The organism is Sphingomicrobium arenosum, assembly GCF_026157085.1.
Classification (GTDB): domain Bacteria; phylum Pseudomonadota; class Alphaproteobacteria; order Sphingomonadales; family Sphingomonadaceae; genus Sphingomicrobium; species Sphingomicrobium arenosum.
This window is the reverse complement of the sequence record NZ_JANPVN010000001.1, coordinates 2098516-2114403: the sequence shown is the minus strand read 5'-3', so window position 1 is coordinate 2114403 and position 15888 is coordinate 2098516. Positions and strand designations below refer to the sequence as shown.

18 protein-coding genes are annotated in these 15888 nt (G+C 66.5%); 6 read left to right on the top strand and 12 right to left on the bottom strand.

All coding sequences use genetic code 11. The features are described 5' to 3' along the window. Window position 1: 1 nt before the first annotated feature. The 7 genes from NUW51_RS10625 to NUW51_RS10595 all read right to left on the bottom strand — a co-directional run bounded on the left by NUW51_RS10625 (window position 2) and on the right by NUW51_RS10595 (window position 6201). Complete coding sequence (locus NUW51_RS10625; protein ID WP_265587496.1) at window positions 2–328, bottom strand: hypothetical protein; 327 nt, start codon at window positions 326–328, stop codon at window positions 2–4. Window positions 329–395: 67 nt separating this feature from the next. Further along, entirely contained in the window at window positions 396–1064 is a 669-nt protein-coding gene (locus NUW51_RS10620) for an energy transducer TonB (RefSeq protein WP_265587495.1), read from the bottom strand. Window positions 1065–1165: 101 nt separating this feature from the next. Beyond that, window positions 1166–2467 carry a glutamate--tRNA ligase gene (gltX, locus tag NUW51_RS10615; RefSeq protein WP_265587494.1) on the bottom strand — a complete coding sequence of 434 codons (1302 nt, stop codon included), beginning with the start codon at window positions 2465–2467 and terminating at the stop codon, window positions 1166–1168. A gap of 11 nt (window positions 2468–2478) precedes the next feature. Continuing rightward, a complete protein-coding gene (locus NUW51_RS10610; protein ID WP_265587493.1) occupies window positions 2479–3267 on the bottom strand; it encodes a hypothetical protein in 789 nt (262 codons plus the stop codon). Then, entirely contained in the window at window positions 3267–4013 is a 747-nt protein-coding gene (locus NUW51_RS10605) for a hypothetical protein (RefSeq protein ID WP_265587492.1), read from the bottom strand. The genes NUW51_RS10610 and NUW51_RS10605 overlap by 1 nt, the downstream gene beginning before the upstream one ends. Before the next feature lie 68 nt (window positions 4014–4081). After that, window positions 4082–4540 carry a hypothetical protein gene (locus tag NUW51_RS10600; protein ID WP_265587491.1) on the bottom strand — a complete coding sequence of 153 codons (459 nt, stop codon included), beginning with the start codon at window positions 4538–4540 and terminating at the stop codon, window positions 4082–4084. Between the two features lie 2 nt (window positions 4541–4542). Beyond that, window positions 4543–6201, bottom strand: a complete 1659-nt coding sequence (locus NUW51_RS10595) for an NAD+ synthase (protein ID WP_265587490.1) — start codon at window positions 6199–6201, stop codon at window positions 4543–4545. Window positions 6202–6303: 102 nt separating this feature from the next. On the opposite strand from NUW51_RS10595, the gene NUW51_RS10590 reads away from it, so the two are divergent. The 4 genes from NUW51_RS10590 (at window position 6304) to rplT (ending at window position 8544) form a co-directional block, all read left to right on the top strand. Continuing rightward, entirely contained in the window at window positions 6304–7236 is a 933-nt protein-coding gene (locus NUW51_RS10590) for a ribose-phosphate pyrophosphokinase (protein WP_265587489.1), read from the top strand. A gap of 7 nt (window positions 7237–7243) precedes the next feature. Then, window positions 7244–7789: a manganese efflux pump MntP gene (locus NUW51_RS10585; RefSeq protein WP_265587488.1), complete on the top strand. Its 546-nt coding sequence runs from the start codon at window positions 7244–7246 to the stop codon at window positions 7787–7789. Between the two features lie 161 nt (window positions 7790–7950). Then, the gene (rpmI, locus tag NUW51_RS10580) at window positions 7951–8151 is read left to right on the top strand and encodes a 50S ribosomal protein L35 (RefSeq protein ID WP_244381900.1); all 201 of its coding nucleotides are present in this window, start codon (window positions 7951–7953) and stop codon (window positions 8149–8151) included. 21 nt (window positions 8152–8172) lie between these two features. Continuing rightward, a complete protein-coding gene (gene rplT / locus NUW51_RS10575) occupies window positions 8173–8544 on the top strand; it encodes a 50S ribosomal protein L20 (protein WP_265587487.1) in 372 nt (123 codons plus the stop codon). A gap of 57 nt (window positions 8545–8601) precedes the next feature. Here rplT and NUW51_RS10570 read toward each other — a convergent pair whose 3' ends face one another. Beyond that, window positions 8602–9507 (bottom strand): DUF5996 family protein, encoded by a 906-nt coding sequence (locus NUW51_RS10570; RefSeq protein ID WP_265587486.1) that lies wholly within the window; start codon window positions 9505–9507, stop codon window positions 8602–8604. Between the two features lie 62 nt (window positions 9508–9569). Here NUW51_RS10570 and pheS point away from each other — a divergent pair, with 62 nt between their 5' ends. Further along, window positions 9570–10646: a phenylalanine--tRNA ligase subunit alpha gene (gene pheS / locus NUW51_RS10565; protein ID WP_265587485.1), complete on the top strand. Its 1077-nt coding sequence runs from the start codon at window positions 9570–9572 to the stop codon at window positions 10644–10646. Beyond that, window positions 10643–13015 (top strand): phenylalanine--tRNA ligase subunit beta, encoded by a 2373-nt coding sequence (gene pheT, locus NUW51_RS10560; RefSeq protein ID WP_265587484.1) that lies wholly within the window; start codon window positions 10643–10645, stop codon window positions 13013–13015. Before pheS ends, pheT begins: the two co-directional genes overlap by 4 nt. On the opposite strand, the gene NUW51_RS10555 is transcribed toward pheT, so the two are convergent. The 4 genes from NUW51_RS10555 to ftsE are packed head-to-tail and all read right to left on the bottom strand — an operon-like array spanning window position 13016 to window position 15823. Next, window positions 13016–13732: a lysophospholipid acyltransferase family protein gene (locus tag NUW51_RS10555; protein WP_265587483.1), complete on the bottom strand. Its 717-nt coding sequence runs from the start codon at window positions 13730–13732 to the stop codon at window positions 13016–13018. Between the two features lie 3 nt (window positions 13733–13735). After that, window positions 13736–14269 carry a YdcF family protein gene (locus NUW51_RS10550; protein WP_265587482.1) on the bottom strand — a complete coding sequence of 178 codons (534 nt, stop codon included), beginning with the start codon at window positions 14267–14269 and terminating at the stop codon, window positions 13736–13738. Continuing rightward, entirely contained in the window at window positions 14266–15120 is an 855-nt protein-coding gene (locus NUW51_RS10545) for a cell division protein FtsX (protein ID WP_265587481.1), read from the bottom strand. The genes NUW51_RS10550 and NUW51_RS10545 overlap by 4 nt, the downstream gene beginning before the upstream one ends. 1 nt (window position 15121) lies before the next feature. After that, window positions 15122–15823 carry a cell division ATP-binding protein FtsE gene (gene ftsE, locus NUW51_RS10540; RefSeq protein ID WP_265587480.1) on the bottom strand — a complete coding sequence of 234 codons (702 nt, stop codon included), beginning with the start codon at window positions 15821–15823 and terminating at the stop codon, window positions 15122–15124. Window positions 15824–15888: the final 65 nt, after the last annotated feature.

The window sequence follows — 15888 nt, the reverse complement described above, 5'->3', positions numbered from 1 at the left end:
CTCAGAAGCCCGCCCTCTCGAGCGCCTCGTCGATCTTTTGGAATTCCTCCTGCCGCGCCTTGGCCCGTTCCTCGATCGCCGCCTTGTCGGCCTGCTGGCGCGCGACGATTTCCTCGTCGCTACGGTCGCTCTCGTAGAGTTCGACATAGGTCACGCTACGCCCCGGCGAGGTATTCACCTTGGAGTCGGCGAAGAAGATCACGAGGATGATCGCCACCGTCAGGATCGACAAGGTGAGCCCGATGAGGTGCGTCTTGTCGCGATGCGCGATGAAGCTCTTGAGATCGCCCATCGCCCGGCGCGGCTGGAAGGGAGGCATGAAGGACATGGCCCCTAGATAGGACGGCCGGGGCGGCCACGCCAGCCCCGACCGCAGGCGACCGCGCGGGTCGGTCCTATTCGAGCACGAAGCGCAGCGTGATGACCGTGGTGGAGGCGACCGCTTCACCGGCCTTGGTGGCGGGGGCATAGCGCCACACGCGCTTTAGGTGCCGCTCGGCGGCGCGCAGGAAGTCGCGGTCAGCATTGCCGACCGGCTCGACCGCCGTGACCCGGCCACGCGCGTCGATCGACAGGCGCAGTTGGAGCACGGCCTCCTCGCCATCGCGAATCTTGCGCGCCGGATAGGGCGGCTGCAGGTCCGCGCCGCTGGTCAGGAGCGTCGCCCCGATCAGCGGCGGGACGATGGCCGTGCCACTGGTCGGCAGGCTCGGCCCGACGCGTGGCGCGGGGATCGGGTCGATGACCGGCGCAGGGTCGAGATGAGTAGGCGAGGGCAGCGGGCTCGTCGGCGGCAGGGGGACCAGCGGCTCGGGCACCGTCAGTGCCGGCGTCTGCGGAAGCGGCGCGGGTGTCGGCGGCGTCTCGACCGGTTCGACCAACGGGGGTGGAGGCGGCGGATCCTTGGGCAGGAATGTCACCTCGGTGATTCGCTCCTTGACCGATCCGACCATGCCAGGGTTCAGCGTCATGAACAGCGCCACCGCGCCGACATGGGCGGCGGCGATCAGCGCGAGCGGCAGCGCCTGGCGCTTCTGTTGTTCACGGGGGGCATAAGCAAGCATCACATCTCTCCTTCCGAGATGATGTAATGTTACATTATAACATAATCGGCGCAAGCCCGTCGCTTTGCAGGCGCAACATCCTGAAATGCAACCGAAAGCGATCAGGCGCGCAAGCGGGCGACCGCACGCTTCTTGTCGATCAACGGCAACAGTGCCGCCATCTCCGGTCCGGATCCCCGCCCCGTCAGCGCGAGCCGCAGCGGCAGGAACAGCGCCTTGCCCTTGCGCCCGGTGCGAGCCTTTAATTCGCCTGTGAGCGCGCTCCAAGCGCCCTCGTCCCATGCGATACCCTCGGCGAGGCCTGCCGCCTCTTCAAGAAAGGCCCGGTCCTCTTCGTCGAGCGCGGGCACCGCGATCTCCCCGTCGAACACATCGACCCAGTCTTCTAGCTCGCCAAGACGTTCGACATTGCCGCGCAGCACCTGCCAGCGCGCCGCGTCCACGCCCTCGGGGATCCGATCGGCGACCTCTGCATAATCCATCTCGTGCAGGAGCCGCGCATTGACCTGTGCCACCTCGGCCCAGTCGAACCGCGCCGGTGCCCGCCCGAAGGTCGACAGGTCGAACCCCGCCGCCAGCGCGTTTAGGTCGTGCGCCGGCTCGACCGGCTGCGACGTGCCGATCCGCGCCAGCACCGACAGCAGCGCCATCGGCTCGACCCCTTCCTCGTCAAGCGCTTCCAGTCCCTTCGCGCCCTCGCGTTTGGACAACTTGCCCGCCGCCGCGACGATCAGCGCGGTATGCGCCAGCGCCGGGCGTGTCGCCCCCAGCGCATCGAACATCTGCAGTTGCACGGCGCTGTTCGACACATGATCCTCGCCGCGCACGACATGGCTGATCGCATGGTCGGCATCGTCGATCACACTCGGCAGCATGTAGAGCCACGAGCCATCGGCGCGGCGGATGACCGGGTCCGAAATCTTCGCCGGCTCGAAATGCTGGGGTCCGCGCACGCCGTCGTCCCATTCGATCGCCGAGGCATGATCGAGCCGAAAGCGCCAGTGCGGCGCCACCCCGTCGACCGGCGCATTCTCGCTTTCGGGCCGCTCGTAGATCGGCGGCAGACCACGCCCCAGCAGCACCTTGCGCCGCAGCTCCAGTTCCTCGGGCGTTTCGTAACAGGCATAGATGCGGCCATCGCGCTTCAGCTGGTCGAACGCCTCCTCGTAACGTGCGAAACGATCCGACTGACGGAACGTCGCGTCGGGGCTCATGCCGAGCCGCTCGAGGTCGACCTTGATCGCCTCGGCGAACTCGGGGGTCGAGCGCGCCGCATCGGTATCGTCGAGCCTGAGCAGGAACTGCCCGCCATGGCGTTTGGCCAGTAGGTAGTTCTGCAGCGCGGTACGGATGTTGCCGACATGGAGGCGGCCGGTGGGCGAGGGGGCGAAGCGCGTTTTCATGGGCGCAGCGCTTAAAGCCCCACGTCTTCGCTGTCACCTGCGACGCGCGGCTGGAGCGTCAGTCGTCCCTCGGCGTCGAAATCCTCGGCGGTGAAGCGCGACTTGCCATAGATCCACATCTCCGCACAGCTGTTCGCGACCCGTCCGCCGCGCGGGTCCTGCCACGGCTCGACCCCAATCACCGCCGCCGACGCAGCAATATTGCGCGCATTGATCGACAGGCCGTCCATCAGCGTGAGGATGTTGGCAGCCGCCCGCCGCGCGTCGCGATAATCGGTGGCGTCGGGCGTCCCGTTGCGTGGCTCTAGCAAGGCGAACGCCCGCCATGTGTCGGCCAGCTCGATCAGCCGTTCGTCGAACCGATCGACCTGGTCGGCGGCTGAATCGAAATGCCAGGCGACCTCTTCACCGCGCAGCCGCCGTAGCCGAACGATCTGGTCGGGCGGGATACGAAAGGGCGCGGGCAGCGCCACCGACGGGCGCTGCAATCGTACCGGATCGAGCGGTGCGCCGCGCGTTGACGCGCGCATGACATCACGCATCTGCGCTTCGAAACAATGCGCCTGCCCCTCCCATTGCGCGGCCACCGCCGCTGATTCGGCGAGCAGTTCCTCGGCCAGCGCCGCCGCTTCCATCGCGCGACGGTCCGCCGCCCGCTCGCCCGCCCAATCGGCCACTCCCTGCGCGGCGAGTACGCCCAGCAGCACAACGGTGAATTCGAAGGCGAATAGCTTTGCGAGATTGCCCTCGCGCAGCCGCGTCCACGCCCCAACCAGTCGCTGCCTGATCGCCGCGAACATCAGGACGCCCCGCCGCTATCGACAGGCAGGTGCGCGCCGGCTTGCCAGAACTCCTCGCAGCTCGTCGCCACCCGCGAGCCGCGATAGTCGGTCTCCAGCCCCATCGCCTGCCCCGACGCCAGTAGCTGCGCGGCGGAAATCTCGATGCGTCGGAAGGAGGCGAGCAGGTCGGCGGCGGCAAGCCGCGCGTTGCTGCGGTCGAGATCGCTGACGGGTCCAAGTGCGGGGTCGAGGATGGCAAGGCGGTTCCACTGGTTGGTCACCGATTCGGCCCCGCGATCGAGCGACAGCCGGTGCAATTCGAACGCCTCATGCCCGAAGGCCCGGTTTTCGCCGACAAGCCGCCGCACGAGCACGCTTTCCTCGTCACTGAGCGAAGCGTCATAGGTTCCGGCGATCGGCGGCCGGTCGGTCCATCCTTCTGGCAGCGCGCGTCCTTCGCCCGCCAGCCGCATGATGCCCTCTACCCGACCACGCATACAGCGCGCCGTCAGGAGCCAGCCTTCGGCAATGCTCATGTTGAGCGCCGCGCCCTCGTCCAATCGCGCAAGCGTCGCTTCTATCCGATCGCGGGTGGCGCGCTCGGCGGTATGATTGGCGATCCCCTGCGCGAGCAGGACACCCAGCGTCACCACCACCAATTCGAAGACGAACAACCCGACCATCCCGCGCCCGCGCATGTCGCGCCACACGGCAGCCACGCGCCGCCCCGCCCCCAGCATCACATCGCGCGTCGCCTTGAACATCCATGCCCCCCGGTCACGAAGGGTTGGAGCTAAGCCGCTTTAGTGATCCCGCGCAAGCACGCGACGGCTCAAACGCTGCCGGGACGCACCAGCCGCAACGTGCCGCCGGGACCCGACATCATCAGCTCGCCCTGGCTTTCGGCGATGATATTGGCCTGCGGCACCACTTCCTCGATCATCAGCTCGCCATCGGTCTGCGGTCGCCCGCATTGGGTCGTGCCGAGATGCTGCGGCTCGACCATGTTGCCGTCGCGGTTGAGCTGAAAACGCATGGTGAGGCAGTCCGAATTGACCGTCATCACGTCGTCCTCGCCAAAGCTGGCGATCGCCGCATAGACCGAACCGATCTTGATATTGTTGTGCGCGATCACCTGCCATTGGCCCGACAGGTCGAGTGCGGCCTTCTCCTCGGGCGCCTCATCGAGCGCCGCCGGGTCCTGTACATCGGCATCCTCGGGCGCCTCGGCATCGGCGCAGGCGGCCAGCATGAGCGGCAGCGCGATCGAGAGCGCGAACAATGTCTTCATCGTCAATTTCCAGTCCTGAAAGCGTTGGTCATGGGATAACGCCGATCGCGCCCGAAGTTCCGGCTGCCGATTTTGACCCCGATGGGCGCCTGGCGGCGCTTATATTCCGAACGCAGCACCAGCTTCTCGATATCCGCGACAAGTTCCTCTGCCGCTCCCGTCTGCCGCGCCGTCTTTGCCACGCTATTCTCTTCCTCGATCAGGCTCTCGAGAATGCGATCGAGCAATTTGTAGGGCGGCAGGCTGTCCTCGTCCTTCTGGTCGTGGCGCAATTCGGCGGTCGGCGGCTTGGTGATGATGTTCATCGGCATGACCGGCCCGTCGGGCCCCTTGGCCAAGCGCGGCTTGTGCCGGTTGCGCCAGCGCGACAGCTGGAAGCAGGTCGTCTTATAGGCGTCCTTCAGCACGTTGTAGCCGCCCGCCATGTCGCCATAGAGCGTCGCATAGCCCACGCTCATCTCGCTCTTGTTGCCGGTGGTCAGCAGCATCGGCCCGAACTTGTTCGACAGCGCCATCAGAGTCACCATGCGAAGGCGCGACTGGATATTCTCCTCGGTGGTGTCCGCCTCTTTGCCTTCGAAACTCGGCCCCAACATCTCGTGCAGCGCATCGGTGCCGGGCAGAATCGGGATGATGTCATAGCGGCACCCCAGCATCTCGGCGCAGGCCTTGGCGTCCTCGAGGCTTTCCGAGCTCGTGTAATCGCTCGGCAGCATCACGCACCAAACCCGGTCGGCACCCAGCGCATCGACCGCCACCGCCGCGCTCAGCGCACTGTCGATCCCGCCCGACAGGCCGAGAATGACGCCGGGAAAGCCGTTGCCGTCGACATATTCGGCCAGCCCGACCATCATCGCGTGATAGACATCCTCGGGGTAGGGATCGAGCGGGGTCTTCGCCCCCTCCGCGCAGACCCAGCCGTCGTCGGTCTTCTCCCAGTCGACGATCACCATTTTCTCGTCCCAGTCGGGCAATTGCACCGCGATCCCGCCGCCGGTGTTCATGACGAAGCTCGACCCGTCGAAGGCCAGTTCGTCCTGCCCGCCGACGCGGTTGAGATAGGCCAGCGGCAATCCGCTCTCGTTCATCCGCTCGCGCACCATCTTCTGGCGCGTCTCGTCCTTGTCCAGCTCATACGGGCTGCCGTTCATCACCAGCAGGATCTCGGCCCCCTGGTCCGACAGATGATCGCACACCTTCTCCAGCCAGATATCCTCGCAAATCGGCAGCCCCAACTTGACGCCATTCCATTCCACGGGATCGGGCAACGGGCCCGCGTCGAAGATGCGATGCTCGTCGAAAGTCCCGTAATTGGGCAGTTCATGCTTGGCCCGCCACGCCGCGATCCCGCCCGTTTCGGCAAGGAAACTGGCATTGTAGAGCGCGCCGTCATGCTCGTGGATCGAGCCGAAGATGATCGGCGGGCCGCCGTCCGCCGTCGCGTCGGCGAGCTTCTCGTTGGCCGCCATCGCGCGCCGCACGAACGCGGGTTTCATGACAAGGTCTTCGGTCGGATAGCCGGTGACCTGCATCTCGGGGAACATGACGATGTCCGCCCCCGCTTCGGCGGCGCGTTGGCGCCACTCCAGCATCCGTTCGACATTGCCGGCAAGATCGCCGACCTTCTGGTTCATCTGGCACAGCGCGAGGCGAAAGTTCATCCGGCCCGCTTAAGGCGCATTTCGGGCACTCACAAGGTTGTGCTTCCTGTCTCCGGCCCGCTAAAGAAACGTCACATCTTCTTCATGGGGGCTCCCACGCGCATGAAACTCCTCGCCGGCAACTCGAACCCGCCGCTCGCCAAGGCGATCGCCGACTATCTCGAACTCCCCCTCGTCGAGGCCAGCGTGAAGCGCTTCGCCGACGAGGAGATTTTCGTCGAGGTCCACGAAAATGTCCGCGGGCAGGACATGTTCGTCATCCAGTCCACCAGCTATCCGGCGAACGACAACATGATGGAATTGCTCATCATGATCGACTCGCTCAGGCGCGCCTCGGCCAAGCGGATCACCGCGGTGCTCCCCTATTTCGGCTATGCCCGGCAGGATCGAAAGCCCGGTCCGCGCACGCCCATCTCGGCCAAGCTCGTCGCCAACCTCATCACCCAGGCGGGCGCCGACCGCGTGCTGACGATGGATCTCCACGCCGGCCAGATCCAGGGCTTCTTCGACATTCCCACCGACAATTTGTGGGCCGCGCCCGTCATGGCCGCCGACATCCAGGCGCGCTACGGCGACAAGAAGATCGCGGTGGTCTCACCCGACGTCGGCGGCGTGGTCCGCGCGCGCAGCCTCGCCAAGCGTCTCGACAACGCCCCGCTCGCCATCGTCGACAAGCGCCGCGAGCGCGCGGGCGAGAGCGAAGTCATGAACATCATCGGCGATGTCGAGGGCCATGCCTGCATCCTCATCGACGATATCGTCGACAGCGGCGGCACGCTCTGCAACGCCGCCGCCGCGCTGAAGGAACAGGGCGCGACCGACGTGATGGCCTATTGCTCGCACGGCGTCCTCTCGGGCGCTGCCGAGGCCAAGATCAACGCATCCGTCCTCAACGAACTGGTCGTGACCGATTCGATTCACCACGAAGGCATGGGCGAGAGCCAGAAGGTCCGCACCCTCACCATCGCGCCCCTGTTCGGCGAGGCAATCAGCCGCATCGCCGATGAAAGCTCCGTGAGCTCGCTGTTCGACTAATCGAGCGATGATTGCTGTCCTGCTGCTCGCCATCGGGCTGGCGATGGACGCCTTTGCCGCCGCCGTTGCCCGCGGTGCCGCCCGCATCGGCTGGCGCGACGGGCTTCTTCTGGCGCTGGCATTCGGCTTGTTTCAGGGCGCGATGCCCCTGATCGGCGTCGGGTTCGGCGACCTATTCGCCGGCGTGATCGATCGCATCGACCATTGGCTCGCCTTCACGCTGCTCGGCTATATCGGCGTGCAGATGATCCGCGAGGGGCTGGACGCCGCCGAGCCCACGCTTGCCCGTCTTTCGCTCCGCGCCATCGTCGTCACCGCGGTGGCGACGAGCGTGGACGCCGCCGTGGCGGGGCTGACGCTCGACCTCTTCGACGTGCCGTTGCCCACGTCGCTCCTCACCATCGGCCTCGTGACCTTCGCCCTTTCGCTGGTGGGCGTCGCCATTGGCGCGCGCATCGGGACACGCTTTGGAAAGCGGGCGGAAATCGGCGGCGGCGCGATCCTCATCCTGCTCGGGACCCGCATCCTCTTCGACCACCTCGGGCTCCTCTGAGGGCGCGCCCCTCTTTTCCTTGCAGAATCACCTCTGCCCCGCTAAACGCGCCCCCGATCTTCCAAATCATTGGAAATCCGACCGGTCCGGCCACCTAGGCTGCCGTGGCAGGTTGCAAATCGTCGTCGCGCCTTCAGTCGCGACAACAAACGGAGACGAAAATGCCGAAGATGAAGACCAAGAGCGGCGTCAAGAAACGCTTCAAGATGACCGCTTCGGGCAAGGTCAAGCATGGTGTCGCTGGCAAGCGCCACCGCCTGATCAGCCACAATGCCAAGTACATCCGCCAGAACCGCGGCACCGAAGTGCTGCCCGCCTGCGACGCCAAGCGTCTCAAGCAGTGGGCGCCCTACGGGCTCTAAGGATCAGGAAGGATATAGACTATGGCACGCGTCAAACGTGGTGTGACCACCAAGGCCAAGCATAAGCGGATCCTCAAGGAAGCCCGCGGTTATTACGGTCGTCGCAAGAACACCATCCGCATCGCTCGTCAGGCCGTCGAAAAGGCCGGCCAGTACGCCTACCGCGATCGCAAGGTGAAGAAGCGCAACTTCCGCGCGCTCTGGATCCAGCGCATCAACGCTGCGGTCCGCGCCGAAGGCCTGACCTACGGTCGCTTCATGCATGGCCTCAAGCTTGCCGGCATCGAGCTCGACCGCAAGGTCCTCGCCGACATGGCGATGCACGAAGGCGAAGCGTTCAGCTCGCTGATCGCGCAGGTCAAGAAGTCGCTCCCGGCCGAAGCCGCCGCCTAAGCGATTTCTCACACCGAACAGACGAAGGCGTCGGAGCACTCGCTCCGGCGCCTTTTTCTATGGCGCGACCGGCGCGCGTTCGAGCGCCTCGCGATCCCACCCCGCCTTGTCGGCCGCCAGCGCATAGCTCTCCTCGAGAAAGCGCTTCAGCATCGCTTCGGGATCGCTCGCGCCGCGCACTTCGTCATAGGCGAGCACATATTCGGACAGTTCGTCCGACCAGCCGCCGACCGACAGGCTGCTCCCCGCATATCCCTCCGGCGAGGGATAGGCATAAGCGTAGAACAGGGGCTCGGCCCGCGCCGCGCCGCCCGCCCAGAAGCCCGCGCTCGCCACTTCGTGACTATAGGCTTCGCGGGTCACGGCATCGGGCAGCCCCGGTACACCGCCGATATGCGTCGGCGCCTCGGCCCCTGAAAAGCGCGTCACCGCGAGGTCGAAGCTGCCCCAGAAGAAATGCACCGGGCTCGACTTGCCGATGAACCCAGCGCGATAACGGTCGAACACGGGCAGCATCGCCACCAGCGCCTGTCGCAGCCGCATCGCCGCATCCTCGTCATAAGGCAGCGCGCGGTCGTCTTTCGCAAAGGCCATCGCTTCCTCGACCTCGTTGGGCACGCCATGAAAACCGCTCGGCAATCCATGCCGGTCGAGCATCCCGACCAGCGCCCCGTGCAGGTCGGCGATTGTCCCGTCGCCCAGCGCCACCGCATCGCGTGTGCCATTGTCGGTCGCCAGCGCCACGGCATGGCGGCAAAGGTCCAGCCCCAGCGTGAAGCGCCGCCCGCCCGTATCGACCGGCAGCGTGACGAGACCCTCGGGCACCGGCTGCAGCGCGATATGCCAGCCATGGTTGGTCCAAACGCTGTTCGCGAGCTTCACCTTGCCGATCATCTGGCTCGCCAAATGGAGCCGTTCCCAAGTCGATCCGTCGCGTTCCGCGCTGAGCTCAGGCCAATGCATCCTCTTTCCCTCCTTGAAAAAAACCGCCCTGAGCGGCTAGGCGAGGCTCCAAAGGAAGAAACATGCCCGCACCTGATGAACTCGTAACGCTTTACAGCGACAAAGTGGCCAAGGCCGGCGACCTCGCCGCCCTCGACGCCGTCCGCGTCGAAGCCCTCGGCAAGCAGGGGGAAATCACCCAGCTGCTCAAGACGCTGGGCAAGATGGACCCCGACACGCGCAAGGCGGAAGGGCCCAAGATCCAGGGCGCGCGCATGGCCGTCGCCGATGCCATCGAGGCGCGCAAGGCCGCGCTCGAAAACGAGGCCCTCGAAGCCCGCCTTGCCAGCGAAAAGCTCGACCTCTCGCTGCCCGTCGACGAAACCCCGCTCGGCAGCGTGCACCCGGTCAGCCAAGTGATGGACGAACTGTCTGAGATCTTCGCCGACATGGGCTTCGCTGTCGCCGAAGGGCCTGAGATCGAGGACGATTGGCACAATTTCGAGGCGCTCAACATTCCCGAGGCGCACCCCGCGCGCGCCATGCAGGACACCTTCTACTTGGCCACCGGTGAAGAGGGCGCCCCGCCGGTGCTGCGCACCCACACCTCGCCCGTCCAGATCCGCACCATGATGCGCGAGCAGCCGCCCATCCGCATCATCGCGCCGGGCCGCGTCTATCGCTCGGACAGCGACGCCACCCACACCCCCATGTTCCACCAAGTCGAGGGCCTCGTCATCGACCGCAACATCCACATGGGCCATCTCAAGTGGACGCTCGAGACCTTCCTCAAGGCATTTTTCGAGCGCGACGACATCGTGCTCAGACTGCGTCCCAGCTATTTCCCCTTCACCGAGCCATCGGCCGAGGTCGATGTCGGCTGGTCGCAGGTGAAGGGCCGCCGCGTCGTCGGCGGGTCCGAAGGCTGGATGGAAGTGCTGGGCAGCGGCATGGTCCACCCCAAGGTCATCGCCAATTGCGGGCTAGACCCCGATGTATGGCAGGGCTTTGCCTTCGGCTGCGGCATCGACCGCCTCGCCATGCTCAAATATGGCATGGACGATTTGCGTGCCTTCTTCGACGGCGACCTTCGCTGGCTCAAACATTATGGATTCGGCATGCTCGACACCCCCACACTGTCGGCGGGAGTCGGCGCATGAAGTTCACTTTGTCCTGGCTCAAGGATCATCTCGACACCGACGCCTCGGTCGACGAGATCGCCGCCACGCTGACCGCCATCGGCCTAGAGGTCGAGGAGGTCTCCAACCCCGGCGAGGCGATCCGGCCCTTCAAGGTCGCACGCGTCGTTTCCGCCGAACCCCACCCGCAGGCCGACAAGCTGCAGGTCCTGACCGTCGATAATGGCAGCGAACAGCTGCAAGTCGTTTGCGGCGCACCCAATGCCCGTGAAGGCCTCGTCGGCGTGTTCGGCGGCCCCGGCACGCACGTCCCCGGCCCCGACTTCACCTTGGGCGAAGCGACCATCCGCGGCGTCGACAGCTTCGGCATGATGTGCTCGGCGCGCGAGCTCCAGCTTGGCGAGGACCATGACGGCATCATCGAACTGCCCGAAGACGCGCCGGTCGGCCAAAGCTACGCCGATTATGCCGATCTCGACGATCCCGTCTTCGACGTGAACGTGCTCGCCAACCGGCCTGATTGCATGGGCGTCCACGGCATCGCGCGCGATCTCGCTGCCGCCGGGCTCGGTAGCTTGAAGACCCCCGATGCCCCCGCGCTGCCCCCCGGCACCGAGGCCCCCTCGGTCGGCGTCACCATTGAGGATCCGCGCTGCACCAGCTTCTGGGCGCGCGAAATCCACGGCGTGAAGAACGGCCAGAGCCCCGCCTGGCTGCAGCGCCGCCTGAAAGCGATCGGCCAGAAACCGATCAGCGCGCTCGTCGACGTCACCAATTTCTTCACCATCGACCGCGCCCGTCCCTTGCACGTCTACGACCTTGCAAAACTCCAGGGCGATATCGTCGTGCGCGCCGGGCGCGGCGAAGCCGACCGCTTCATGGGATTGAACGACAAGGAATATGTCCCGACCGAAGCCGACATCGTCATCGCCGACGATCGCGGCGCGATCGGGCTGGGCGGCGTCATGGGCGGTGAGGCGACGGGGGTCGACGAGACCACCACCGCGCTCCTCGTCGAATCCGCCTGGTTCGACCCCGAGACGGTCGCCAAGACCGGCCAGCGGCATAATCTCGTGACCGACGCGCGCATGCGCTTCGAACGCGGCGTCGATCCCGCGACCAACGCGATGGGCGTCGAAGCCCCCGTCGCGATGATGATCGCCCATGCCGGCGGCGTCGCGGGCGCGGCGCGGCTGACGGAGGTGCGCGACCATAAAACGCGTACCATCACCTACCGCCCGCAGCGGCTTGCCGAACTTGCAGGGATCCAGCTTGCCGACGAGGAACAGCGCGCCATCTTGGCCCGCCTTTCGATCATCGCCACCGATGGCGACAGTCAGGCCAGCTGGCAACTCGCGCTTCCCACCTGGCGCCCCGACATCGAGGGCGAGGCCGACGTGGTCGAGGAAATCGCCCGCCTTCACGGCTTCGACAAGATTCCCTCCACCGCGCTGCCGCGCGACTTCGGCGTTGCCGAGCCGACCGCCACGCGCGGCCAGATCGCCGAGCGCCGCCTGCGACGCACCGCCGCCGCGCGCGGTCTCCACGAGGCGATAACCTGGAGCTTCATTTCCGAAAAGCAGGCCGAGCCCTTCGGCGGCGGTGCGCACAAGCTAGCCAACCCGATCAGCGAGGATTTGAAGGTCATGCGCCCCTCGCTCCTCCCCGGCCTTGCCGCCGCGGCGCGCCGCAACCTCGATCGCGGCCAGTCCTCGGTCCGCCTGTTCGAACTCGGCCGCCGCTACCTCGCCGAAGGGGAGAAGCCGACCGCCACGCTGCTGATGGTCGGCGACGCGCTCCCTCGCGGCTGGCAGGCGGGCAAGGCGCGCGGCTTCACCGCCTATGACGCCAAGGCCGAAGCCTATGCGTTGCTCGATGCCGCCGGTGCCCCCACCGCCAATCTCTCGATCTTCGAGGGTGCGGGCGAGGACTGGCACCCGGGTCGCTCGGCCGCGCTCGGCCTGGGTCCCAAGAAGATCCTCGCCCGCTTCGGCGAGCTCCACCCGGCGCTCTTGAAGACGCTAGACCTACCCGAAGGCACGGTCGCGGCGGAAATCTATCTCGATGCCATTCCCGCGCCGCGCAACACGGACCGCGCCCGCGCCGCTTTTGCGCCGCCCGCGCTCCAGCCGGTCAGCCGCGACTTCGCCTTCATCGTGCCGGCAGACCTCAATGCCATCCAGCTCGAACGCGCCGTCGCCGGTGCCGACAAGAAGCGGATCGTCGCGACCCGCATCTTCGACCGCTTCGAAGGCAAGGACGGGTTGAGCCTCGCCATCGAGGTGACGCTCCAGCCGGGTGACAAGAGCTTCACCGAGGAAGAGCTCTCCGAAATCTCGCAGAAGATCGTGACGGCGGCCGAGGCCAAAGGCGCGAAGCTGCGCGGTTGATTATTCCGCTTCGTCGCGCGGGGCGACCCGTTCCTCGGCGACGAAGCGGTTGATCGCCTCGTGCACCTCGCGCTCGATCTCCTTGCGCGACAGGCCGGGCGGGATGATCTCGCCGACATGGAAACGCACCACGCCCGGCTTCTTGATGAAACCCTTGGGCCAGACGTAGATCGAATCATGCGCGATCGGCACGACCGGCATGCCGAGCATCCGGTAGAGCCCTGCGAACCCCGACCCCAGCTCGGGCGCAGCGCCCGCGGGCACGCGCGTGCCTTCGGGGAAGATGACGATGGGGCGCCCGTCGGCCTGCGCTTTCTTGCCGCGCTTGACCATGTCCCTGAGCGCCTTGGCGCCCGCCGAGCGATCCACCCCGATCACCCCGAACACGCGCGTCACCCAACCCCATAGGGGCAGGTCGACCAGCTCCTGCTTCATCACCACGATGGGCGTGCGCGCAAAACGCAGCGTATCGACCGCCTCGAGCATGGCATGGTGCTTCACCGCGATCAGATACGCCCCCTCGGGCACCTCGCGATTCCACTTGAAGCGGATGCCGAGCACATATTTGACCAGCCAGCGGTGCAGCACCGCCCAGAAACGAACCACCGCGCGCAAAGGCTTCGCCCCGATCGGCGCGACCAGCAGCCCGGTGATGCACACCAGGATCGTCGCCGGGTAGAAGATGAGCACGAACAACAGATTGCGCAGGAATATCATCGTCTACAGCCCTACCCAGATGCCGATCCGGCGCAGCACATATTTGTTATATTCGCCGAACAGGGTAAGCAGGCTCGGCTCGCTCGGCACCGCATCCTCGATGATGGTGACCTCGCTGCCCAGCGTCTCGCGAAACTCGAAGGCGGCGCGGCGCATGTGCCAGTCGCTCGTGACCAGCAGCAATTCCGCATAGCCGTTCTTCTGGACCCACGCCTTCGCCTCTTCGGCATTGGTGATGGTGTCGACCGATTCCGACCCGATGGTGATGCAGCAGTCGAACAGTCGCTTTCGCGCACCCGTGACCTCGACGAGGTCCGCCTGAGTCACCAGCGGATCGGCGCCGGCGATGAGCAATTGCTCGGCGCGGCCTTGCTCCAATCGCTCGATTCCCTGCTCGATCCGTCCGCTGCCCCCCGTCAGCACCACCGCCGCGACCGTGGTCCGGTCGGCGGGCGCGGGGGTGCCGAGGCTGATCGCGAAGAGGATGAAGCCCAGCGCATAAAGCGCGACGAGGAGGGAGAAGAGGCGAAGGATCATGGTTCGCGATGCAGATCGCGCAGGATCGTCGCGCGCGCAACCACATAAGCGATCCCCGCCGCGATGGGCGGAAGCGCAAACAGGACGAGAAACTCGGGCCAGCCTAACAGGCTCGCCCCGCCGACGAGGAAGGACAGGCTCGCTCCCCCGGTGCGCGAGACCGCGAACAGCACCATCAAGGCGAGGAGGCTGCCGAGCGTTCCGCCGGTCAGCGCCTCGCGCGCGATCCGCTGGTCGAACTGGCGCGACACCTGACGATCGGTCGCGCCCATGCCATGAAGCGTCGCGATCGTCGCGCGATTGGCCGCCAGCGCCGCGCGGGTCGCCAGCACCACCGCCGCCGCCGCCGCCAGCGCGATCGCCAGCACGAGGCCGAGCCCCGCCAGCGCCACCGCGCGCAAGGCGCCCAGCAGCGGCGCCAGCGTCTCCGCCTGCGCCGCCAACCCCGCCTCGGGATATTCCTCGGCCAATGCCGAACGCAGCGCCGCCGCCTCGCCGTCCATCCGTACCTCGATCAGCGCGGGCAGCGGCAGGTCGGCCTCCTGCGCCGCCGGCCCCAGCCAGCGACTGAGCAGCGCGTCGACATCCTCCTGCGGCACCGCTGCTGCCTCGGCGACCCCGTCCTGCGCCGCAACGAACGCCTCGAGCGCCGCGGCCTGATCGGCCCCGCCCGGCAATTGCACGACATAATCGCCGGCGCTCGCCGCCGCGACCATGCGGCTGCCATTGTTAAGCGCGAGCCCCGCCGCGCCCGTCACCGTCATGACGAACAGCATGATCGCGAGGAGGTAGCCGGTCGCCCCCGCACCCTTGCCGCGCAGCCCCGGCAGCAGGCTCGTCTCGCGCGCCACCCTAGCGCGCCTCGCGCCGCGGCGGGTTGCGCAAGGCACCCGTCGGGTCCTTCAACGTTCCCTTGTCGAGCCGAAGCAGCGTCGCCCCCGGCGTCTGCTTCACCAGCGACAGGTCGTGCGTTGCAACGAACACTGTCGTGCCGAGCCGATTGAGGCCGCTGAACAGCGACAGCAAGCGTCCCGCCATCTCGGCATCGACGTTGCCCGTGGGCTCGTCGGCCACCAGCAATTCGGGCTTGGCGATCACCGCACGGGCGATGGCGACGCGCTGCTGTTCGCCCCCCGACAGCGTCGGCGGCCGCGCCCCGGCGCGATCCGACAGCCCGACCCAGTCGAGCATCTCGCCCACCGGTCCGGCGATCTCTTCTTCGTGATGCCCCATGATCCGCAAGGGCAGCGCGACATTGTCATAGGCCGACAGTTCGTTGACCAGCCGGAAATCCTGGTAGACGATACCGATCCGTCGCCGCAGCGCGGGCAGCGCGCGTCGCGGTAGCTCCATGATATCCTCGTCGAACAGCGTCAGCCGCCCGCGCGTCGGCTTTTGCGCGAGATAAAGCAGCTTCAGCAGGCTCGTCTTGCCCGCACCCGACGGCCCGGTGAGATAATAGAAGCCGCCCTTGGCGAGCTTGAAGTCGAGATCGTGGAGCACTTCGGCGCCCGTCCCGTAACGCAAACCGACATGATCGAACGACGCGATCATGCCGCGCGCTCGCCCCGTCGCATCGTCGCCCCGATCCGACTCCCCCGATTACCGCCAAAACTTGC